Here is a 21,596-nt window from a genome sequence, read left to right as displayed (position 1 = left end):
TTTCCACTATGCTCAAACAGGAAAATAAGATTTTAATACCGGTTAAAAGTCCTTCAGGGATTTGCTGCAAATGAGCCGGATCGACTGGGCCATATTGATCGCCACCTTAACTGCTATCATTATCTATGGTATTTACAAAAGCCGTACAACAAAAAATTTAGAAGGCTACTTTCTCAGTAACAGGAGCATGCCCTGGTACCTGGTGCTGCTGAGCATTATGGGCACGCAGGCCAGTGCCATCACTTTTTTAACGGGACCCGGCCAGGCTTACAGCGACGGGATGCGCTTTGTACAATATTATTTTGGATTACCATTGGCCATGATCGTGGTGGCTGTTTTTTTTGTGCCGGTATATTGCAAACTGAAAGTGTACACCGCCTACGAATTTTTGGAACAACGTTTTGATATCAAAACAAGAACATTTACATCTGCATTATTCTTATTGTCAAGGGGATTAAGTACCGGCGTAAGCATCTTTGCACCATCGCTGGTATTAAGCTCTTTAATGGGCTGGAATATTTATTATACCAATTTAGTAATGGGCGGCCTGCTGATCATTTATACCATGAGCGGTGGCGCTAAAGCGGTGGCCTACACGCAAAAGCTGCAGATGATCATTGTGTTTGTAGCACTTTTTTTAACTGGCTACCTGGCAGTAAAATTATTACCTGAAGCAGTTGGATTTACTGATGCATTAAAAGTGGGCGGGCAAAACGGCAAAATGAATATCATCACTTCTGGCTTTGGCAGCAATGGCTTCGACTGGAAGGATAAATACAATATCTGGAGCGGATTGATCGGCGGCTTTTTTTTGGCACTCAGCTATTTTGGTACCGATCACAGCCAGGTGGGCCGTTATCTCACTGCTAAAAACGAAGCAGAAAGCAGGAAAGGATTGTTGATCAACGGACTGGTAAAAGTGCCCATGCAGTTCTTTATTTTACTGATAGGCATATTGATCTTTTCATTTTATCAATACAATAAAGGGCCGGTATATTTTGATAAAGTAACAATAGAACAAGCCAAACAAACCGACAAAAAAGATTCGCTCAATATGCTGGAAGCCAGCTTTGATAAGGCTTTTGCATCAGGCGATAAAGTACAGGCCAATCAAATAAGAAAAACATATAGCGCTGTAATAAAAAGGGCCTTACCAAAAGATGATCCTAAAGATACCAACTATGTGTTCCTGTGGTTTGTAAAAGAGAATCTGCCCGTTGGTTTGATAGGGTTGATATTTGCGATTATATTTTTAGCGGCCTGGGGCAGTATTGCTGCTGCGCTCAATTCGCTGGCGGCCTGTTCGGTGGTGGACTTCCATAAAAAATTCTTTACAAAAAAAGAAAGCGAACTGGACGACTATCGCATTTCTCAATGGTATACGTTGGGCTGGGGCATCTTCTCCATCATCATTTCTATGTTTGCGTATAATATTGGTAATAGTTTAATTGAAGCAGTTAATATCATCGGTTCCTTATTTTATGGAGTGATACTCGGTGTATTCTTAGTGGCATTCTGGTTAAAGTCAGTAAAAGGTAACGCGGTATTTTATGCTGCCATCATTGCAGAATTATTGGTGATTACCATTTACCGTATGGATATCATTTCCTTTTTATGGCTCAACGTGATAGGAGCGTTGCTGGTAATAATTTTCGCAGTGCTGTTGCAACAAACCATATTCAAGCAAAAAGCGCTGCAATAAGCAGCGCTGTATGCGATAATTATTTCAACTTTCTTAAAAGATCCTCATTCATTTTTACATAATCATCATTCTTAGCCTCCCGGGATAATTCCAAAGATTTTTGTGCGCTGATCTTCGCACCGGCCTTGTCACCCATTTCCTTTTGTATTTTGGCTTTGTACAACCACATCCAGTAAGGCTTGTTGGTAGCTTCAATGGCTTTGGTACAATTATCCAGGGCTTTATTCAGGTTGCCATCATATTCCTTATAAAATTGCGCCGCCTGCCAGTAAGGCTTTTTATCTGTAAGCATGGCGGCATCTATCTGTGCCTTTATTCTTTCTTTGATGTTGGAGGAAACAGGTATTGTAACGATGGTTTTTGCCCAAACGATCTGCAACTCGCAGCTTTGAGGTTTTATATTCACAAACTGGAAAGTAAATGTTTCAACACTGTTTTTTGTCTTTGCCGGTTGTACCCTTATGCGGAGCACATCATCCGTTTCTTTATAGCCCTCAATGCCCCAGTTATTGATGCCTTTGTTTAAAATGATTTCCCAGGTATCAAGCCCAGGTATAGTGTACAATGCATAAGTGCCGCTGTCTATCTTTTTGCCGGCCAGTTCCACCGCATCTGTAAAAACAATTCTCGTAGCGGCATTGGCACCGGTACGCCATAATTTATTGTAGGGAACGAGGGTGCCATATATCTTGCGGCCGTTTGCATTGGGCCGGCTGTAAGTAAGTTCAATGCTGCCTAAACCAAAATCCTGCTTAATGGTTTGTGTGGGAGAAGGGGGCGGCATTTTTACCTGCGCACTTACAGATACAATACAGCATGCCATTGTAAAAAGCAGCAACAACTTTTTCATAACTAAGATTTAGGCTGTAAAAATAAAGAAATGCACTTGATTTAAGGAAGAAGGCCTAACAGTTTAGAATTGTACTGTAACCTTACCTTTTCCTTTTTTACCTTTTTTAACCTTCCATTGCGGACCCTGTTCTATCAGGCGTTTGGCCAGTTCATCGCAATTATCACAGAGCGATTTATCCACTTTAATGTTGGTGATGCTGCCATTGGAACTTACATCAAAAGAAAGTTCCACTTTACCATGAATGTTCTTTTCAAGAATATCATCCGGTATCTCGATATTATTGTTCACGTAAGTGTTGTAGTTATCCCAGCCATCCTGAGGTTCTACATTTATCATGGAATCCTTTACCAAAGTTGCTCTTCTCGACATTTTGCTTCTTGCTGCAACAGTAGCGTTGTTATTGCCGGCAATAGCTTTGTATTTGGAAGCCGCATCTTCTTCAGCCAGTACAATTTTATTTTGCTGTACAAAACTTTTCAGTGTATAGAATTGTGGTTGATAACCGGCGGCTTTTACTTCCACGGTTAATAAAGAGTCAGCAGAAACGAGCCTGAAATTTCCTTTCACATCCGCATACGTACCAAAATTTTCACTTTTGATATTTACATTGGCAAAAGGAAGGGGTGTATTATCAGCCCCCAATACCTGTGCATTAAAACTCCGGTAAGCAGGCAGTTCTTTTTTTGCCAGGCTGTTATCGGCTTTCTTTTCAGAGAAAAATTTATCCTGTTCTGCCGGTGCGGACCACGCAGTAGCAGGTTTTACAGCAGGTGCAATGAGGCCTGCATTGCTGTTTGCATTTGAAGCGGTGGCAGGCGAAGTTGCCGCAGTAACATCTTTTCTCTTTGCGGTGCCATAGCCAACAATTACCACATCATCAGATTTGGTTTCCTGAACTTTGGATGTTTCGGCAACTTTATCTTCTTTTTTGTCTGCAGCAGCAACTGCAGTTTTATCAGCTTCAGCTGAAACTGCCCCGGTGCTTTTGTTCTCCGTTACCGTAACAGGTTTTACAGCCACCGTGTTTTTATCGGAATTAGCTGAAGGCGTAGTGGTACTTGCGATCGATTCTGGAGTTGTGTTGCCAGCAGGAGGGATATCAGCCTTCTTTTCAGCATCCACCGCATTGGTTGCAGGAGCAGTGGTTGTTTGCTGTGCTATTGCCGGTTGATCAACTTTTTTAGAAGTATTAAGCAGGTAAGCCAATGTAGCAGTGCCACCCAATAATAAAACTGCTGCAGCCACTTTCCACCAGTTATTCTTACGGCGGGGCAGGGCGATCACTTTGGCCTGGCCGCTTTCTTTTGCAAAACCGGTTTTTAATGCCGCCAGTTGTTCTTTCCATCCATCCTCCTGCATGCCGGCATAACCTTCCATGGCTTCGGCCAAAAACGGGTCGTCCAGTGCAGCCTTTTCCATGGCGTGCATTTCCAGCGGACTCAATTTTCCTGACAGGTAGGCTGCTATATCCTTTGCGGTGTAAATAATATCGTTTTCTTTATTGTTCATTTTTTTAACCGGAATAAGTGTTTTGACAGTTTTTAAAGCTCAAGGCCTTTTTCATCCATACAAAGCTTTAAATTTCGTCTGCCGTTCTGTATGTAACTTCTTACTTTATTCCAGTCGTATCCTGTAATGGCGGCAATTTCGTTATAACACTTGTTCTGCAGGTAAAATAATTGTACACACTGTCTTTGTTCCTGTGTCAAAGTGTCCAAACACTGTTCCAATTTAACAAAATTGCTCTCTTTTTCCAATACCTCGCCATTCAGATGCGTATTTTCCGCCGATTGCATAAAATCAGCGTTAAATTCGGTGGTTTTCATATTCCGGGGGCTTCTCAGCTGCATCAGGCAGTGATTCCTGGCCAAAACGTGCAGCCAGCCCTTGAAATTATCCACCTCGTGATTCTTCAGTTTGGTATTCAGTTCTTCATAGATATCCATTACGGCATCCTTGCTTCTTTCGGCATCCTTAAAATATTTCAGGCAAACACCAAATACAAGGTCCATATAGCGCTGGTAAAGGGTACTTAAATAGTTGGTATCGCCGCTTTGCTTAAAGGCAGCCACCAGCTCTTTGTCCGTAGTGGGATCAGGCGATATGTTCTTTAAAAAAGGCAAATATTTACCAGGCTGCTATTTTAGTAAGATTCAGAATGGTTTTGTTGATAATATGATAAGGTACTTTATTCAAAATAAACTTTAACAGTCTGGTAGAACATGCGGTTGTTCAGGTACTGGTGCTGCTGTTGTTTTTCCGAATAGCCTTTCAACCCGAACAGGCCTGCCGCATTGCCTTTATTGATGGCAATCTCCAGGTAGCCCGCCGCATTGAACAAAGCCAGTTTTTCACCCTCCGAAACATCGGCATACGTATCGCTCACTTTATCGATCACCTCATCTCTTTTGAACACGATCTTAAAACTACGGCCCTTGCGCTGTTCTTCAAAATCTTCCCTGGTAATATTCACGATCACATTCTCAAAATTATCTATAAAGATGATCTGCCCTTCGATCCAGTTATTGCCCAGCATGGGTTTAAGTGGGTTCTTCACCTGCATGGATACAGAAATATCGCCGATATTTTCCAGGTTCCTGCCTTGTAATAACTGGGTAAAAGCTTCAGCAAATATGCGGGTAACGTACAAGGTATTTTTTTGTTGGGTCTTATCCAGCGGCAATGCCACTACTTTTTGCGGCACTTCTTCCAGTATCATCGTTAGCAGGCCATTATCGGCACAGCCAATAAAATGCCCGTTATGTTCTGCCAGCAGCATGTGTTCGGGTTTTTCATCAAACAGGTTCACCAGTATTAAATGAAATGTATCCTGCGGAAAATTGCGGATGGCATTGCGGCAAACATAGGCTGCCTGCGGGTAATTAAAAGGAGAGAGGTGATGGGTGATATCGATGATATTAAAACTTTCATTCGCCTGCAACAACTGCCCCTTTACTGCGCCCACCAAAAAATCCTGTTGGCCAATATCGGATGTAAGGGTTAGTAAAGGCATTCAGTTAAATGAATAATGAATAGTTTATAATGAATGATGCAAGCTGAGCAGGAATTGAATTACCGTACCAGCTCGCCATTTTTAAAGAAGAATTTTTTAACCAGCTTATCTGCCAATGACGGAAAGAATTTATTCATAAAAACAGTGCGCTTGCCGTTGAAAGTAAGCACCAGTGTTCTTTTGCGGTGTTCAATTGCTTTAAGAATATGTTCCGCACATTCTTCCGAGCTCATCATTTTACTTTCGTCCATCGGGCTTTCTCCCTGCTTTTGTCCCTTGCTGTTCAATGCCACATTGCGTATGTTGGAAGTGGTAAAGCCGGGGCAAACCCACATTACATTCACGCCTTCATCCAGCAATTCCGTACGCACTGCTTCCAGCCAGCCATTAATGGCAAATTTACTCGCAGAGTAACCACTGCGGCCCGGCAGGCCACGGTAACCGGCTATAGAAGAAACGCCTACAATGGTGCCCTTTCTTTCGATCAGTGAATTCAGTGCCAGTTTGGTGCAGTAAACGGTGCCGTAATAATTAATATCCATCACTTTTTTCAGTACATCAATATCTGCATCTTTCAAAAGTGCCCGCATGGAGATACCGGCATTATTGATCAGCACATCAATACCGCCAAAATTGCTGATGGTGGAGTTGATGAAATTATTACAATCGTTCAGATTGCTCACATCAGCCACCATGGTATGCAGGTGCGAACCGGAATGTTTTACCTGCAGATCATACAGTTTATCCTGGTTACGGCCACAGGTAGCCACTTTTGCACCTTGTGTTATCAGCATATCCACCAGTGCTTTTCCAATACCATCGCTGCCGCCGGTAACTACAACAACCTTATCTTTAAAAAATGTACTCATAAAAATATTATAAGCAAAAATAAGAGAGTTAGATGGCTGTTTGAAAACAAATTTTAAGTTTATAGAATAAATAGCCCGGATGGGCCTCCGTGTCAGTTTGATCTGTTGAATAACTATGAACTTTTGTGCTTATATTCAGATTTAAGAATCGTGTGGAAGATGTGATCAACGTGGTTGCTTTCTGTAAACAATACCAGGGCTCTTTACAAATGGATACTTCAAATATCGTGTTGTTTGGACATAGCATGGCCGGCTGGGTTTGTTTAAAAGCCATTCAGCAGATGCCTTCAATTGCGGATACATTGGGCAAATATTTTGTATTGAATGGGTCGCTGAAAGATAGATTTGAACCCGTGATACAGCGGGATGAACATTTTAACCTCGAAAAGAATATAGACGCATTAAAAAGGCAACCACACCATGCCTTTAGCAACAAAAGAGTTTCCTTAATAAATATGGTGCTTGCATTTCTTAACAGGAAGGCAGTATAGAACAGGTAAGCAACAATAGTTAAAGGCAATATGGGTTATTGGTATCAATATTCCCGTTTTGTATTGTATCTAAAGTTCTCCCTTATATTTGTGTAGTACGATTATAAAATATCAATTAGGTATGAGGCTACAAACTGTTGTTTATATAATTTTAGTTTGTGCAGTTTTGGCTTGCCGGGCAAGCAATAGTGTTCAGGAGCATCACGAAAAGGTATTTGCTTTCATACAAAGAGCTGGACTTGATTCAATATCCAGGCAAGCGTTATTAAAAGACAATGAAATACATCTCTCAAAAAATGGGCTAAAAATTACAACAGCCGTTGCTTATTTTAGCGGTGGGTCTTTCAAGACCGTTCTACAACAACCGTTTTTTGGAAATAAACTGGGTTTTTTGCATTCGTTAAATTGGGTTGCTAATGCTGCATTACCTTACAGCATCACGATTTCTGACATTCGTTATATTGATGACAAAGGGAATAATGGTTTAGCAGAAGATTTCAGTTTTATAGTTTATTGAAAGTAGATGATAAATTTTGAGCAAACATTGTAGCAGTATAGGGTACTTTTTTGGGGCAGACTAAAAATACTCATATTTAGCTAAGGGCTCATAGTGCCAAAAGGGAAAAATATAAAAGCCGCTGTTATAGCGGCTTTTATATTTTGTGAACTGGCTGGGACTCGAACCCAGGGCCCTCCCGATAAAATCGGGATGCGCTACAAACTGAGTTAACCGATCAGCGTTTCAATGTATTTCCTGGACTTCATTCTTTTTATGGCGAGTTCTCTTTTCTTGGCTTCAGGCAGAGTTGCATACTCTTCTTTGTACTTTAATTGCCATGGCATTCCCGTTGAAGTAAATTTTGAATGCCCGATATTATGTTCATATAACCTTCTTTCTGAGTCAATGCAGGCGCCAACATAATATTTGTTCAGCATTTCAGAATAAATGATATAAGTAAACGGCATAAAAAAAGCCTTTCATTTTAAGGAAAGGCTTTTTTTAAAACTGTGAACTGGCTGGGAATAACCCTTTTATGCCCAAAGCCTTACCAGTAAAGGTTTTCATGTTATTTTTTATTTAAAGGTTACCAATTTGGTTACCACTTCCTTGTATTTTCGCTATTTTGTAAGGCAAAATTTGAATGTGGATATATAAATTAAAACATTTTTCTTTTATGAAAGGTCTTGATATTTCCTTGTAACCGGCAATATCAAACTACAGGTATATTTTAGCTTCTTAAAAGCTTCTTTATGCTATTAATATCTAATTAGTCTAGAAAGTCCTAAATAAGAAAAATACTCCTTAAAACTTATATTTAGCACACCTCTTCTCTCTTTCATATTACTGCAATTTTTTATTTTACCCAAGAGACGTTTCTGTATGTGTCAAAAATGCGAAAACCCACTTACCCCGCCTCCTAAGGTTTCTACGCAAACACACTGGTGGCTGTTAGCAGAGGTGGGGGGCTCTTTCACAGATTTCTCTAAAAATTTGGAAATCCAAACATTAATTTAAAAATTTTGGGAAAATCATTACTTGATTGCAAAGTCTAAGTTGGTTAACTCTACAGTAATTACAATAAAATATGCCCCTCCCTTTAATTGCATATAGAGCGCTATTTAAGGGTGCGTTGTATCACTAATATCTTGTCTCTTTGCTAATTTAATTATGTTGATAACTTCCTTTATAGATGAATCCAAGTTTTCAATTTTAACAGAATTCTTAACTACATTATCTTTTTCTTGCGATTTTGCAAATAGCAAAGAACTACAAATTAGAATGCCCATTAATGCGGTCAATACATTTGCTATTCTAAAAGCCCTGTAAGCGTAAATTAAATTGTCTGCCTTTTTATCATTCGATTTTGAATTCTGTTTATATGAATAAATTAAATCTCGGATTTCAATTGAAGTAAATTCCCAAGATGATTTTTCTTGGTACTTTATTACATTGTTTGGGTCAGCCCGACTATATGGAAAATTACCCATATTGTAGTTTCGGATTGCGTTGTGAATAGCAAGTGCATAAAATAGAAATGCAAAAATCAGTATCACAATAAATACCACTCTAAGGACTAGATTATGTTCCGCTATTTTGGTTAATAGAATTGGTATAAATAAACTTAGAGCAGAAAATATAATTCCTGTGTATGTTATAATTTGAGAGGTTTTTGTATCAATTATCGTTAAGCGGTCATCTTCTTTCTTTTCAAGTGATTCTAATAGCTCTTTATGTACTTTGACTTTATTTTCTTCCGTTGCTTTATATTCACTTACATCAAATGTAACAGAATTAGAATTGTCGTTTGCTAACCATAAACCAAGAAAATTTAGAGTTTTTCGCATATTATTAATTTTGTAGAAAATCTATTATTGCATTAGAAATATTTTGCCCGGTTTGCATTTCTATCCAAGCCCATTGTCCATTTGGATTAATTTCTAAAAAAATATATTTCCCGTCTGTTGTTTTTATAAGGTCGATTGCTCCGAAATCAAGATTAAGTTTATTTAATAAAAGAAAACATAAAGCTTCTACTTCCGAAGGTAATTTTATCTCGATAAACTTCAACTTCTTTCTCCTCCAATCAATTTTAGTTTCTTCATCATTTTGAGAATTCACAGCCGAGGCAAATAATTTATCTCCTACGATAGTCACTCTAATTTCATAACTCTTTAAAATATTTTCTTGGAAAATACATGGGGTTAAAACATAATCCTCAATTTCAGTAATAAGCTTATCTGGTACTTTATTCGTAAATATGAAAGACAGGCTTTCTTTTTGTCTAATTCGTGTCTGTGATAGGGGCTTGATAATAATATTCTTATTATTTTCTTCGTAAAACTTTTTTAGTTCCGACTTGGAATTTGTAACTATTGTTTTGGGAATCAAAAATCCTATGTCTTGAGCTATTTTTAATTGAAGAAACTTATTCTCTGCTTGATAAACTGAATTGGGTTTACTTAACCATTTAGCTGGTAATGTTGAGAAGATGTTCTTTAAAAAACTGTCAACTTCATTTAACACGTACAATCCTTCTTCCTCGGATACATCGCTTAATACTGGTAGCTTTGTACGCCTGAACCAAACAGAAGTGAAGTTGTTTTCTCCAAGCAAAGAATAATGCTGTGTTTTATTGAAATTAAAAGTAAAGAATTCAGATAGTATATCTTCACAATTAAGTCTCTTATAAGCAATGCTTCTTTCATTTAACTTGTTAATTACAAAGTCTGCTGTAAAATCAGTTTTGTGTGTTACAATTAAAATCATGATTTGAATGAAGAGAAATTTACTAAGAATAGTCAAATAGTTTTCTACCTATCGGAATCGGAATCAGAATCCTCTGTCCTTGTAAAAGTCCTTGTTTCAGTATCAAGTAAGATTGCTATGTGATTATTGTTGTCTGCATCTGAATTTTCGCTTTGGGTTTTTGTGAAAGTCTCAGTATCTAATTTTAAGGAGTCAATTGCTGGTTGTCGAGTGATTTTATTCACAGACAAGTTTTGTATTGGGTCATACTCGATTAATGAATAGTCAGGGGCTTCCGTTGTAGGAGATTCTTTAAATTGTAAGGAAAAAATTTTCATGATCTAATTTATTTTACGATTACTAATACTGCTATTATATTTTCCATAAAGCATGTATTTATCTTTATAAATAGCATCAATGCAATGTAATAAAAATTTCAAATATTGCATACTTACTACGAAAAAGTAGAAATCAAAGCCCTTAGCAGAAAATAAGCCATTGTCCCAAGCCCAAATAGAATAAAACCGGCACAAGCAAAAAGAATAATTTGTTTTATTATATTTCTAACAGAAAAATCTATTTGTTTTTTCCTTTTTTCCATAAACTCTAATTTAAGTGTGTAATCTACCTTTATCAATTACTTGATGTCAAGCAAGCTCACTTGCAGAGTAGGCCCTAACCCTAACACTTTTTCTTCTATACTCTTTATGAGATTCCCGTTTACATAGATGTTTATTCTAGTCCAAACCTTAGCGCTATTTCTTTTATGTGCTGTTTGTCCACCAACTGTAGATACTTGTATATTTTGATTCTTATTAGTTGTTGTGAAGGAATATGCCCAAGATTCGCTGGCAGATACTCCAGCATTGGTTTCATTCTTATCAAAATAGTTGACAAGTATGCTTTCTCCTTTCTTTGTGAGTACTTCATATTTGATTAAATACTCTTTTTGGGTTGTGTCCTTTTGAGCTTTGGAGAACAAAAAGCCGAGTACAAGTAGAAAGAATAGGGTTAGTTTTTTCATCCTGTAAGTGATTGTTTTTAGGATTTTTAATTAGCAAATCAAATATAGCAATAATTCAATTATGTGAGTTATAGCACACTTTTTATGTAGTTAAAATCTTTGACTTTTCCAGTCGTAAAATGGAAAAGCAATTTCAGAAAAAACTAAAAGCCTTTGGCGTAAGGTTAAAAACTTTGAGAAAAGCCAAAGGATTATCTCAGCTTGATATTGAAATTGAGTGTGGAATTAATAGGACGGAGGTAAGCAGGATAGAAAATGGGCAAAAGAATATTGAATTACACACTATTTTTAAGTTAGCTACAGCCCTTGAAATTGAAATTAAAGACTTTTTTAGCTAATTATCTTATTTTTTAACCGCTATATATAATAAAAAGGCATTATATCATCAACTTAATTAGATTTTTCCTTACCCTTAATTAACTTAATGAGTTTTGTCTTTAAACAAAGCTTTTTACTTCATTAATTTGATTAAAAAACTTAGCAAGAAATTTGCTAAAATATTTGGTTTTTTCAGAAATTTTTTCTATTTTTAGGTGGAATCTATTGATATTCAATAATATCCTGAAAGTAAGGGATAACGCTTATTAATAGATTAGGCTTAAGCCAAAGCCTCAAATTAAAATTTATGAACGAAGACAATTCTTCATTTTGTCCTGTACTTTGAGGGAAACCTGGTGGATGCAGATTTGCAAGATGAGTTTTTGGAAATAAGCCTTTTTGAAGTTAGTAGTATGTGGCCGTTTTACTGAGCATACTCTATATTTTATAGAATCAAATAATTAAGTTTTTGTAAAATATCCCTCTGTGGTGAGCCAAACTTCAAACAATAAAACAGAAGTATCTAAGTAGCTAGATTAGCTATATGAAAAACTGAAAGCGCAAAAGGTTAAATACAAACATAAAATGGCATTATACTAAACCTTTGATCATCGAAGTACTGAATATTTCCTGCTATTCAGGTCATGAATTCTCTAGTATTTCTAAATGTAAAAAATGAAAAAGGGGTTTTAAAATATGTGGTTGGCTGGGTTTTTAAACCCAGCTTACCACCGTATTTTCTAAAATTAATTATTATCTCTTCGCATTATTTAATTCTTATAAACTAAACTTTAGCCGTTTATAAAATTAAGATGCCATTTGCATTTTATTTTTATTAATAATATTATAAACCTCTTCATGATTATAATACTTAGTACCACCAACTTTCATTGGATGTAAAATATTTTTCTTTTTGTAATTGCTTAAAGTGCTATCACAACAATTGAGCAATATTTTTACATCTTTGCTTTTTAATATTTTTGCTTCACTTTTTTTACTAAGAATTTGTTCTTCTAGTATTTTAATTCTTTGATTCAAATTTTCAAATTCTTCTCTTGTAACTAATTCGATTTTCATAAAATTGGATTTTAAAACAACCCCGCATACAAGCTAAGGGTTGTTGATTGTAAATGATTTTTAATTAAACAGCACTTTCTAAAATGGGTACCATATTGAATTTTGATACTTCTATCTTGCTTCTGTGCTGTTGCATCTCATTAGAAAGTCTAACGTCAGTCATTTTACCGTAAATCTGAGTTGTTCTAATACTCTTTTGCCCAAGCATCTTACCCACGCTTTCTAATGAATAGCCATTGTTGAGCATAATAGTAGTTGCAAAAGTGTGCCTTGATAAATGGAAATGGAGATTTTTATTGATCCCCAAAACTGTTGCAATTTCTTTTAAAAAAGCGTTCATCTTTTGATTGCTTTTTACAGGAAATACAACTCCCTTATATAAACAAACGGGATTGTCTTTGTATTTATCAATTAAGATTTGTGCCTGAGCCAATAAAGGGATTCTGCATCTTTCTCCTGTCTTTTTAGTATCAATAGAAAGCCATTTTTCCCCATCAATTCCAATGATAATATCATTAGGAGTTAACTTTTCAACATCGCTATATCTTAAACCAGTATAGCAACAGAATACAAACACATCTCTAACATAATTTAACCTATCAATTCCAAAATCTTTATTAGATAATGCTTCCAATTCTTCTTTGGTAAGAACTTCTCTTTTAGGATTCTTGTAAGTACATTTAAAGGCACCAAAGGGGTTTTTGTTAGTCCACCCGTTTGCAATAGCCAGTGAAACCACAGTTTTTAGATGTGTAAGCTTTTTCATTGCTGAATTGCTGCTTAATCCATCTTCATCCATCAAGAAAGAAGTGAAATCAACTAGGAATTTATGAGATAAGTTGTCCAACAAGACATCATTAGTGTTATAAGAATGCTTTATGAAGTTTATTAGCTTTTTTTTACTTACTTCATAATGTTTAAAGGTGCCTGCTGCCTTCCCCTTTCCAACTTGTAATTTCACTTTGTTGTTGTGGTATTCAAATGCTTCCAGAAGAGTTTTTTTGGTGCTAGATTTACCCAATAAAAGTTCCTTAAATGAATTTACTGTAATGTCATTAGAACCTGATACTGTAAGCTCATTTTGTATCTGTAAAATTTTTGCAGTAGTTACAGAAATGTAATTATTAATTGATGTGCTGCTGTGAGATTTGGATTTGACTAATTTCCTTGATTTATCCCAGTCTGCGCATTTTATATAATAACCTGTGGCAATTTCTGCCTTTTTACCATTAATGGTAAGTCTTAGATAAAGTGGAGCTTCATCTTTGCTGTTCTTTTTAGACTTGTATATCCAAAATAGAATTCTAATTTTCATTGATTAAAATTTGGTTATCACCTTCCTTAAAGGAATGCTGAAGAGTGTGAGAGATTCTCACTCAATACAGGTTCGGTTATAATCTTACTAGATAAAATAACCTTACTACAACCATTTGCTATTTGGCTTTATACCACTAAAAAAAGAACTGCTTTACAATTCAAAGATAAGCAAAATTTACGGGTTGTAGAAGATGTTTTTTGTATTGAGTGAGGTTACCAGTAATGAAAATTTGGTTACCAGTAAGGTTACCAAATAAAATGTGGGAGTTTAAGGAATTATGGAGGTCTCAAAAACAAAAAAGCCCTTAGACTATTATATCTAAAGGCTTTTGCTAACTTTTCAGTTAAGAGTTGTGAACTGGCTGGGACTCGAACCCAGGGCCCATACATTAAAAGTGTATTGCTCTACCAACTGAGCTACCAATTCATCTTTTATCAACCACACTAACCACTCACCCCTTAAATTTTGGGATTGCAAAGATAAGGGTATTGCGTTTAAAAATCACATACAAAAAAGGATTTTTTACACAAAAAAATCAAAAATGTGTATAACGATAAGGTTAAACCGCCAGCAGGCTGCAACCCCGTATGTCGCTGTTATCCAAACGCCCCAGCACTTCAAAACTGCCGTTGCTGTACAAACGGCCCATATCGCTGGTGGCAATAAAACTGCAGCTGTAAATATTGGCAAGGTCAATGATATTGAGTGCACCCGTCAACGGTTTTTCACTTTCAGCAGCAGGTAAATGCACGGCAAAAGGATCATCTTCTTCCCTGGTAAGCACTTTCATCCACGCAGGACAATGAAAAATACCATCGCCTTTGGAATAAGCCTGCGATAATAATTCCGTCATGCCGTACTCTGAATGCACAAGGTGTACACCCAGTTTTTCCTGCAGCTGGCGATGCACCTGCTGGCGGGTGAGTTCTTCGCGGCGCCCCTTCATGCCGCCGGTTTCCATTACAATGGTATGCCGCAACTGCATAGGAAATTTTTCTGCAAAGTCCAGCAAGGCATAAGTAACGCCGATCAAAAGCGTAGGTTGCTTTAATATTTCATTGTGTAAAATGGTGCGGTGCAGTTTTTCAAGATCGTACAAATAAAAACCACTTAATGGATGATGGCTTTGTTTGATCAGTTCATCCACCATATATACCAGTGAAGAATTATTTCTTTCTAAATAAGAAGGCAACAGGCCAAGGATACATCGTCTATCCACCTTGCCATAAAATCTTTCGAAGCCTTGCATAAAGCTTTGGGTGTACAATGCGGCGTCTTTTACCAGGTGTTTACTGTTCACCGTTGCAGTGGTGCCGCTGCTTTCAAAAATAAGTTCTGGTTCAAAATCCGTAGCAGCAATGTGGTGCGTTTTAAAAAAACTGATGGGTAAAAAAGGTATTTGCTCCAGTACATCCACCGTGTCGGGGTCTGCTTTCAGCAGGTTGCAGTATTGATGATAAACAGGGTTGTTATAGTACTGGAACTGGAACAAGTCCAGGGCAAGATCTTCAAATTGGCCATCCCGGGCAGCGAAAACTCTTTTTTCAAGGTCCATATTTTTAACGGGATGTTTCAATTTCTATCTGTAAATTTGAATTATATAATATACAATGATGCGTTATATTTTATCTGTGGCCTTAGTTGCCTTGCTATTATCAGCCTGTAAAAAAGATAAATTTACGACTGTTCCGCAAATCAGTTTTAAATCATTTTCGCCCAATACATGGTATGCCAACAGTACTGTAAAGCCCGGGCCTATGATGAACATCAAGCTCACCGACCTGGAAGGCGACTTTGGGTTCAATGTAGGCAAAGATACTTCCTATGTATATGTAAAGAATCTTACCATTCCTCCATACAATGTCGATTCACTCGAATTTCCTGTACTGAGCAGTACCAACCTGGGTAAAAACCTGGATGTTACAGTAAGTTTCGATCTGCAATCGGGCAGAGGTATACTGCAGGGCACCGGCATTGCACACCGCACCGATACTTTGTATTTTGAAGTGTATGTAAAAGATTTTGCAAAAAATAAAAGCAACGTAGTAAAAAGCGATCCATTCTATTTGGTGAATCCTTAATGAAGTGGCTGCACTTTATCTTATCTCATTCTATTTTTATTGCCATTTGCGCCGTAGCGCTTTGCTATCAAACGGGTTTATTGCTGCATATTGAGTTGCCCGTGTACTTGTATGGATTTATATTTTTCTCCACGCTCTGCAGTTATAATTTTTACTGGTTGGTAAGCGGCTATTCATTCAGCAGCAAAAGTGCGGATAATTTTTTTAAAAGATATTATACCAACATTATTGTATTTACACTGGCCGGTGCAGGTATGCTTTTCTGCCTGCCGCATATCCCGGTGTTTTTACCTGCAATAGCAGGCGGCCTGGTACTTACATTATTATATGCATTGCCTTTATTGCCTTTTAAAATATTTCATATTGCCCGCAGGGCAGGATTGCTTAAAACTTTTGTGCTGGCATTTACCTGGGCCTATGTAACGGTGTTCATTCCTTACCAGCAGGTGCATGCAGGCAACTTTGCAGCTTTTGTAGTGCTGTTCAACAACCGCTTTCTTTTTATGCTGATGCTCTGCATCATTTTCGACGCCAGGGATACCAATGTAGATAAGATACGTGGCCTGCAAAGTCTTACCACTTTATTAAAACCATCAACGGTGCGGTATATAATGATCAGCATATTCATTATTTACCTGGTAAACGGCAGCCTGCTGCGCATCTATTACAACGAACCCATGCAGGTGATCGCACTCCTGGTAACGGGTACCGTAACGGCCATTGTGTATTTTTTCTCGCTGCAGAAACAGGGTTATTTCTTTTATTATTTCCTGGTGGATGGTTTGATGTTATTTTCTGCAATAGCTTCTTATGTGGCAAGTATTTAGTTAATTTTGCCGCATAAACTTTTATATAATGGCTAAAGCAAAAAAAGCTAAAACTATCCTTACGGATCAATCGTATACCTTCTTCAAAAATTATATCAACAATCCTTCGCCAACCGGTTTTGAAAGCAGCGGGCAAAAACTGTGGCTGGAATATTTAAAGCCTTATGTAGATACCCATTTTACCGATCCTTATGGTTCGGCAGTGGGTGTAATAAATCCTGATGCTGCATTTAAAGTGGTGATAGAAGCGCATGCGGATGAGATCAGCTGGTTTGTGAATTATGTATCGGCTGAAGGATTGATCTACCTGAAACGCAACGGGGGAGTGGATCACCAGATAGCGCCTGCCAAAAGGGTGATCATACATGGTAAAAAAGGACCGGTAAAAGCCGTGTTTGGCTGGCCTGCCATTCACACCCGTATGAGCAATAATGATGGAAAAGAAACAGCGCCTAAAGTGGACAATCTTTTTTTAGACTGTGGTGCAAGAAATAAAAAAGAAGTGGAAGAGCTGGGCATACATATTGGTGCTGTGGCCACTTACGAAGAGGGATTTGATGAACTGGCATACAACTATCTTATAGGCCGTGCTTTTGATAACCGTGTGGGCGGTTTTATGATAGCCGAAGTGGCACGCCTGCTGCAACAGAACAAAAAGAAACTGCCTTTTGGTTTATACATTGTAAATGCAGTACAGGAAGAGATCGGCTTGCGTGGTGCAGAGATGATAGCGAGGCGTATCAAGCCAGATGTTGCCATCATCACTGATGTAACACACGATACCACCACGCCGATGATCAATAAAATAATAGAAGGGGATTGCGCCTGCGGCCGTGGACCATCGCTGGCTTACGGACCGGCAGTACATAATAAACTCCTGAACCTGGTGCAGGATACGGCCACAAAAAATAAGATACCATTTCAACTGCGTACTGTAAGCAGGAGTACGGGTACCGATACGGATTCTTTTGCTTATGCAAATGATGGCTGCCCATCAGTACTCATCTCCATACCGCTGCGCTACATGCATACTACGGTGGAGATGTTGCATAAAGATGATATTGAGAACACCATTAAGCTGATGTACGAAACATTGTTGACGCTTACACCCAAAACCAATTTGAGTTATTTTAAATAGAACATGAAAAAAAGGTGGGTCACCATTTTAATTGTACTGGTAGTTGTTGCTTTAGCAATGCTGCGTTTGTCCCTCACAATAAAAGAATCGATGGATGAGCGGCGTGCTTCGAGAAGACGCCAGGAAGAGTTCAATAATGTGGATGAAAGCCTGCAACAAAGCAACGACAGTATCAATGCTGCCAATAAAAAACTGCTCGACTCAATAAGTATAAAAATGAAACAATAGTGATGGAAGATCGTTTTACAAAATACACCCGTTTATATATACTGATATTCCTGAGTTTTTTTTGCGGTATCATTGCCATTGCATTGGTGCTGGCGGGCCTGTACGGTTTTTTTAAAATGATCGCTTCCCGTCCTTTGGAAATAGCTTTCCAGGTATCCATCATTGCCATACCACCGGCTATCTTTTGTGCAGTGTATTATATTTTCACCAGGCGTACGCCTAAGCATCCATCTGCTGTTGTGAGAGGTATTTCTTACCTGGTATTTGCCGTGGGCTTTATTACCAGTATCGCCGTATTGGTCATGGATATGATCCGTTATTTTAAAGAGCCGGTGCATGATATTTACAATTACACCATCTTCAGCCAGCTGTTCCTGGCCGGCAATGTGGCGGCGCTTTTTATTGTAGCGCTGATGCAGGCATTCACCACCGCCAAAGAAGAAGACTGGATGGAAAAAAGAAGAAAGAAAGAGCAAGGGCTTTAACCTCTTGACATTTATTATCTCCGCTCATTCTGCGTGATCTGCGGACTTTGCGGGCAATTCTCTAAAACAATAATCCCCGCTAGGAATAGCGGGGATTTAATCAAAACCAACTGTATGCTATGAAAAACATCTCTTATTGTATATCAATCTCTTTTGTTACAGCTTTTACTTCTTCTCTTTTAGGAAGACCTACATGTAAAATGCCGTTTTCGTATTTAGCGCTGATGTTAGCGGCATTGATCTTTTCATCCAGTGTAAAACTGCGTTTGAAAGATTTTGCGCTGAACTCCCTGCGTACCACCTTATCAGTTTCTGACTTGGCTTCTTCTTTCTTTTCGGCACTGATGGTTAAGTTCTCGCCTTCCAGCTTGATATTGAAATCAGCTTTATCAAAACCGGGAGCTGAAACCTGCAGGTGATAATGATCTGCTTTTTCAACAATGTTCACAGGAGGAAAAGCAAATACATCCTGCCTTACTGCTTTACTGAAACCGGCTGGTAATTCGTTAAAAAGATCGTTCATTAAACCATCAAATGATCTTGCGAATGGGTTGTTTGTTTTTACGAGTGTCATAATTCTATAGTTTTTACTTTTTTAAATTTTAAACTTGTACCTACCCATGTTCAAATAATATTCCACCTCATTTTTTGTGCCTTATTTACTTAAAAATGCGAATAATTGCGACTAAATGGCATTTATGATTGCATTAATATGACATAATTGCTGTTTTATGGGCTTCCACGATAATATTCCAGATTTAGTAAACTGCTGCCGGTAAAAAATGAAGGGGCGATTGCTTTTAGTCTTTAATTTTGTGCTCCAAAAATCTACTACACATGTATCCAGAAGAAATTGTAATACCCATGAAGGAAGAGCTTACAGAAAATGGTTTTTCTGAAATGCTTACTTCAGACCAGGTTGAAAAAACTTTGAACGACGAAGGAACCACTTTGGTGGTGATCAATTCCGTATGCGGCTGCAGCGCAGGTACTGCCAGGCCGGGTGTATTGATGGCTGTGCACAACAGCTCTAAAAAACCCGATCATCTTGCCACCAGCTTTGCCGGTTTTGATGTGGACGCGGTAAAAAAGATCAGGGAGCATTTGCTGCCTTACCCGCCATCATCACCTTCTATTGCACTTTTTAAAAATGGCCAGCTGGTACATTTTATCGAAAGGCACATGATCGAAGGCAGGAGCGCTCAAATGATCGCTGAGAACCTGATGGGCGCATTTGATCAGTATTGTAACTAAAAGATGGGTTAGTAAGATACATCCTCTCCGCAAAAACGGGGAGGATTTTTTATTATGCCCATAAAGCCAATGCATAGCCGTTTCATTGGTTTATTTAATATCTTGCAATCCCTAATGATGGCGCTATTGGAAAATCTATAATCGACAAACTAAAATCAACAATCGGATGTATCCCAACTTATATTATGTTTTTAAAGACTGGTTTGGTGTAGAATGGAAAGGACTGAGCATTTTAAATACTTTCGGTTTAATGGTGGCGGTTTCGTTCATTGCTGCGGCATTGGTGGTGACCAGTGAGCTGAAGCGTAAGGAAAAGCTGGGGCTTTTAACACCCCGGGAAGAGATGATCACTGTGGGTAAACCTGCTTCGCTGATGGAATTGCTGATCAACGGACTGATCGGCTTTATTTTCGGGTTTAAGATACTGGGGCTTATTTTCAGCCGCCCGGCTGATATGAATCCGCAGGACTATATTTTCTCCAGCCAGGGTAATATATTGGGCGGTCTGCTGCTGGGCGGACTGCTGGCAGGTATGAAGTGGTACGATAAGAACAAACAGAAACTGAAGGAGCCGGAACGCCGCAATGTACGCATCTGGCCGCACGACAGGGTGGGAGATATCGTGGTGCTGGCCCTGGTGTTTGGTATACTGGGGGCCAAATTATTTGATAACCTGGAAAACTGGGATGAATTTGTAAAGGATCCCATCAGCAGGTTATTCTCGGCCAGCGGTCTTACTTTTTATGGTGGATTGATAGTGGCAGCAGTTGCTATTTGCTGGTATGCGGCCAAGCGGGGCATCAAATTGATCCACCTGGTGGATGCTGCAGCGCCGGCATTAATGATCGCCTATGCCATTGGCAGGATCGGGTGCCAGGTTGCAGGTGACGGCGACTGGGGTATCTACAACAGCGCCTATAGCATCGATTCAAAAGGAAAATCTGTAATTGCTCAAAATGATGATTACCAGAGAGTATTAAAGGCTGATTCAACTTATTTTTTAAATGGAGAAGCATTTGACAGCGCCGGCCGCCTGGTGAATGTGTCGGACCGGAGGCACGCCAGCCTTGCTGATGTGGCTCATAAAAGTTTTAAAGGGCCGTCGTTTTTACCCAACTGGCTGTTTGCCTACGCCTATCCCAAGAACGTAAATAAAGATGGGGTGCTCATTACAGGCGATACAGATGAGCACAACCGGGTGCTTCCCATACCTGTTTTTCCCACACCACTCTACGAAACTATTGTTTGTGGACTGATGTTCTTCTTTTTATGGGCCATCAGGAAAAGGGTAAAAACTCCTGGAATGATATTTGGCATTTACCTGATATTAAATGGATTAGAACGTTTTGTTGTAGAAAAAATACGGGTAAATACTACCTATAATATATTTGGGATACATCCCACCCAGGCAGAGATGATCTCCTTCCTCTTATTCATTGCCGGACTTACATTAATTATAATACAACGCCGCAGGTCGGCCCAGGCTGACTAATCAGCGGGCTATTTTCTTCTATACTATATTATTGCAATATTAAATTATTGCAGGCTGTAACTATTGCATCAGCTGCCACGTACCAACTATAAAGGCAGGTTTTTCTCCGTTCATATTGTTTTATACCATTCATCCAGCTATTTTGCCGTTAAGTATAAAACAATGTACTATGCAAAACA

At 38.5% G+C, this 21,596-nt stretch carries 25 protein-coding genes and 2 tRNA genes; 11 read left to right on the top strand and 16 right to left on the bottom strand.

Annotation, left to right across the window (positions count from 1 at the left end; genetic code table 11):
* The first annotated feature begins 70 nt into the window (after positions 1 to 70).
* On the top strand, positions 71 to 1,702 hold the full coding sequence (locus QM738_RS23145) for a sodium:solute symporter family protein (RefSeq protein ID WP_462279140.1): 1,632 nt from the start codon (positions 71 to 73) through the stop codon (positions 1,700 to 1,702).
* Between the two features lie 19 nt (positions 1,703 to 1,721).
* Here the strand turns inward: QM738_RS23145 and QM738_RS23140 are convergent, their stop codons facing one another.
* The 5 genes from QM738_RS23140 to QM738_RS23120 all read right to left on the bottom strand — a co-directional run bounded on the left by QM738_RS23140 (position 1,722) and on the right by QM738_RS23120 (position 6,437).
* Positions 1,722 to 2,552, bottom strand: a complete 831-nt coding sequence (locus QM738_RS23140) for a DUF2911 domain-containing protein (RefSeq protein ID WP_462279139.1) — start codon at positions 2,550 to 2,552, stop codon at positions 1,722 to 1,724.
* 63 nt (positions 2,553 to 2,615) lie between these two features.
* The gene (locus QM738_RS23135; RefSeq protein ID WP_462279138.1) at positions 2,616 to 4,064 is read right to left on the bottom strand and encodes an energy transducer TonB; all 1,449 of its coding nucleotides are present in this window, start codon (positions 4,062 to 4,064) and stop codon (positions 2,616 to 2,618) included.
* A gap of 32 nt (positions 4,065 to 4,096) precedes the next feature.
* A complete protein-coding gene (locus tag QM738_RS23130; protein ID WP_462279137.1) occupies positions 4,097 to 4,678 on the bottom strand; it encodes an RNA polymerase sigma factor in 582 nt (193 codons plus the stop codon).
* A 65-nt stretch (positions 4,679 to 4,743) separates the two neighbouring features.
* The gene (locus tag QM738_RS23125; RefSeq protein WP_462279136.1) at positions 4,744 to 5,568 is read right to left on the bottom strand and encodes an SAM hydrolase/SAM-dependent halogenase family protein; all 825 of its coding nucleotides are present in this window, start codon (positions 5,566 to 5,568) and stop codon (positions 4,744 to 4,746) included.
* Positions 5,569 to 5,627: 59 nt separating this feature from the next.
* A complete protein-coding gene (locus QM738_RS23120; RefSeq protein ID WP_462279135.1) occupies positions 5,628 to 6,437 on the bottom strand; it encodes an SDR family oxidoreductase in 810 nt (269 codons plus the stop codon).
* Between the two features lie 125 nt (positions 6,438 to 6,562).
* Here QM738_RS23120 and QM738_RS23115 point away from each other — a divergent pair, with 125 nt between their 5' ends.
* Together QM738_RS23115 and QM738_RS23110 are read left to right on the top strand one after the other, a co-directional pair.
* Positions 6,563 to 6,928 carry a hypothetical protein gene (locus tag QM738_RS23115; RefSeq protein WP_462279134.1) on the top strand — a complete coding sequence of 122 codons (366 nt, stop codon included), beginning with the start codon at positions 6,563 to 6,565 and terminating at the stop codon, positions 6,926 to 6,928.
* A 121-nt stretch (positions 6,929 to 7,049) separates the two neighbouring features.
* Positions 7,050 to 7,445: a hypothetical protein gene (locus tag QM738_RS23110; RefSeq protein ID WP_462279133.1), complete on the top strand. Its 396-nt coding sequence runs from the start codon at positions 7,050 to 7,052 to the stop codon at positions 7,443 to 7,445.
* Positions 7,446 to 7,594: 149 nt separating this feature from the next.
* Here the strand turns inward: QM738_RS23110 and QM738_RS23105 are convergent.
* The 6 genes from QM738_RS23105 to QM738_RS23080 all read right to left on the bottom strand — a co-directional run bounded on the left by QM738_RS23105 (position 7,595) and on the right by QM738_RS23080 (position 11,199).
* Positions 7,595 to 7,656, bottom strand: a tRNA-Lys gene (locus QM738_RS23105).
* Positions 7,655 to 7,894: a GIY-YIG nuclease family protein gene (locus QM738_RS23100; RefSeq protein ID WP_462279132.1), complete on the bottom strand. Its 240-nt coding sequence runs from the start codon at positions 7,892 to 7,894 to the stop codon at positions 7,655 to 7,657. Before QM738_RS23100 ends, QM738_RS23105 begins: the two co-directional genes overlap by 2 nt.
* 654 nt (positions 7,895 to 8,548) lie before the next feature.
* A complete protein-coding gene (locus tag QM738_RS23095; RefSeq protein WP_462279131.1) occupies positions 8,549 to 9,274 on the bottom strand; it encodes a hypothetical protein in 726 nt (241 codons plus the stop codon).
* A gap of 4 nt (positions 9,275 to 9,278) precedes the next feature.
* Positions 9,279 to 10,196, bottom strand: coding sequence for a hypothetical protein (locus QM738_RS23090; RefSeq protein WP_462279130.1), 918 nt, complete (start codon positions 10,194 to 10,196; stop codon positions 9,279 to 9,281).
* Between the two features lie 433 nt (positions 10,197 to 10,629).
* Entirely contained in the window at positions 10,630 to 10,776 is a 147-nt protein-coding gene (locus tag QM738_RS23085) for a hypothetical protein (RefSeq protein WP_462279129.1), read from the bottom strand.
* A gap of 36 nt (positions 10,777 to 10,812) precedes the next feature.
* A complete protein-coding gene (locus QM738_RS23080; protein WP_462279128.1) occupies positions 10,813 to 11,199 on the bottom strand; it encodes a hypothetical protein in 387 nt (128 codons plus the stop codon).
* A gap of 119 nt (positions 11,200 to 11,318) precedes the next feature.
* Here QM738_RS23080 and QM738_RS23075 point away from each other — a divergent pair, with 119 nt between their 5' ends.
* Positions 11,319 to 11,537 carry a helix-turn-helix domain-containing protein gene (locus QM738_RS23075; RefSeq protein WP_462279127.1) on the top strand — a complete coding sequence of 73 codons (219 nt, stop codon included), beginning with the start codon at positions 11,319 to 11,321 and terminating at the stop codon, positions 11,535 to 11,537.
* A gap of 787 nt (positions 11,538 to 12,324) precedes the next feature.
* Here the strand turns inward: QM738_RS23075 and QM738_RS23070 are convergent.
* From QM738_RS23070 to QM738_RS23055, 4 genes are all read right to left on the bottom strand, one after another.
* On the bottom strand, positions 12,325 to 12,594 hold the full coding sequence (locus tag QM738_RS23070; protein WP_462279126.1) for a hypothetical protein: 270 nt from the start codon (positions 12,592 to 12,594) through the stop codon (positions 12,325 to 12,327).
* A 64-nt stretch (positions 12,595 to 12,658) separates the two neighbouring features.
* Entirely contained in the window at positions 12,659 to 13,909 is a 1,251-nt protein-coding gene (locus tag QM738_RS23065) for a site-specific integrase (protein WP_462279125.1), read from the bottom strand.
* Positions 13,910 to 14,265: 356 nt separating this feature from the next.
* Positions 14,266 to 14,338, bottom strand: a tRNA-Lys gene (locus QM738_RS23060).
* A gap of 133 nt (positions 14,339 to 14,471) precedes the next feature.
* The gene (locus QM738_RS23055) at positions 14,472 to 15,467 is read right to left on the bottom strand and encodes a LuxE/PaaK family acyltransferase (protein WP_462279124.1); all 996 of its coding nucleotides are present in this window, start codon (positions 15,465 to 15,467) and stop codon (positions 14,472 to 14,474) included.
* 55 nt (positions 15,468 to 15,522) lie between these two features.
* Between QM738_RS23055 and QM738_RS23050 the strand changes: the two genes are divergently transcribed.
* The 5 genes from QM738_RS23050 to QM738_RS23030 are packed head-to-tail and all read left to right on the top strand — an operon-like array spanning position 15,523 to position 18,671.
* Entirely contained in the window at positions 15,523 to 15,993 is a 471-nt protein-coding gene (locus QM738_RS23050) for a hypothetical protein (protein ID WP_462279123.1), read from the top strand.
* Positions 15,993 to 16,820, top strand: a complete 828-nt coding sequence (locus QM738_RS23045; protein ID WP_462279122.1) for a UbiA prenyltransferase family protein — start codon at positions 15,993 to 15,995, stop codon at positions 16,818 to 16,820. Before QM738_RS23050 ends, QM738_RS23045 begins: the two co-directional genes overlap by 1 nt.
* Before the next feature lie 28 nt (positions 16,821 to 16,848).
* Entirely contained in the window at positions 16,849 to 17,958 is a 1,110-nt protein-coding gene (locus QM738_RS23040; protein ID WP_462279121.1) for a M42 family metallopeptidase, read from the top strand.
* 3 nt (positions 17,959 to 17,961) lie between these two features.
* Positions 17,962 to 18,186, top strand: a complete 225-nt coding sequence (locus QM738_RS23035) for a hypothetical protein (protein WP_462279120.1) — start codon at positions 17,962 to 17,964, stop codon at positions 18,184 to 18,186.
* A gap of 2 nt (positions 18,187 to 18,188) precedes the next feature.
* On the top strand, positions 18,189 to 18,671 hold the full coding sequence (locus tag QM738_RS23030; protein ID WP_462279119.1) for a hypothetical protein: 483 nt from the start codon (positions 18,189 to 18,191) through the stop codon (positions 18,669 to 18,671).
* Positions 18,672 to 18,804: 133 nt separating this feature from the next.
* Here QM738_RS23030 and QM738_RS23025 read toward each other — a convergent pair whose 3' ends face one another.
* Positions 18,805 to 19,245 (bottom strand): Hsp20/alpha crystallin family protein, encoded by a 441-nt coding sequence (locus QM738_RS23025; protein WP_462279118.1) that lies wholly within the window; start codon positions 19,243 to 19,245, stop codon positions 18,805 to 18,807.
* A 263-nt stretch (positions 19,246 to 19,508) separates the two neighbouring features.
* Between QM738_RS23025 and QM738_RS23020 the strand changes: the two genes are divergently transcribed.
* Both QM738_RS23020 and QM738_RS23015 read left to right on the top strand, forming a co-directional pair.
* The gene (locus tag QM738_RS23020; protein WP_462279117.1) at positions 19,509 to 19,925 is read left to right on the top strand and encodes a BrxA/BrxB family bacilliredoxin; all 417 of its coding nucleotides are present in this window, start codon (positions 19,509 to 19,511) and stop codon (positions 19,923 to 19,925) included.
* Positions 19,926 to 20,091: 166 nt separating this feature from the next.
* A complete protein-coding gene (locus tag QM738_RS23015; protein WP_462279116.1) occupies positions 20,092 to 21,417 on the top strand; it encodes a prolipoprotein diacylglyceryl transferase in 1,326 nt (441 codons plus the stop codon).
* Positions 21,418 to 21,596: the final 179 nt, after the last annotated feature.

Source organism: Ferruginibacter sp., from assembly GCF_049840995.1.
In the GTDB taxonomy this organism is placed as follows: domain Bacteria; phylum Bacteroidota; class Bacteroidia; order Chitinophagales; family Chitinophagaceae; genus Ferruginibacter.
Note: the sequence above shows the minus strand (reverse complement) of the source record. Positions and strands in the feature narration are given on the sequence as shown.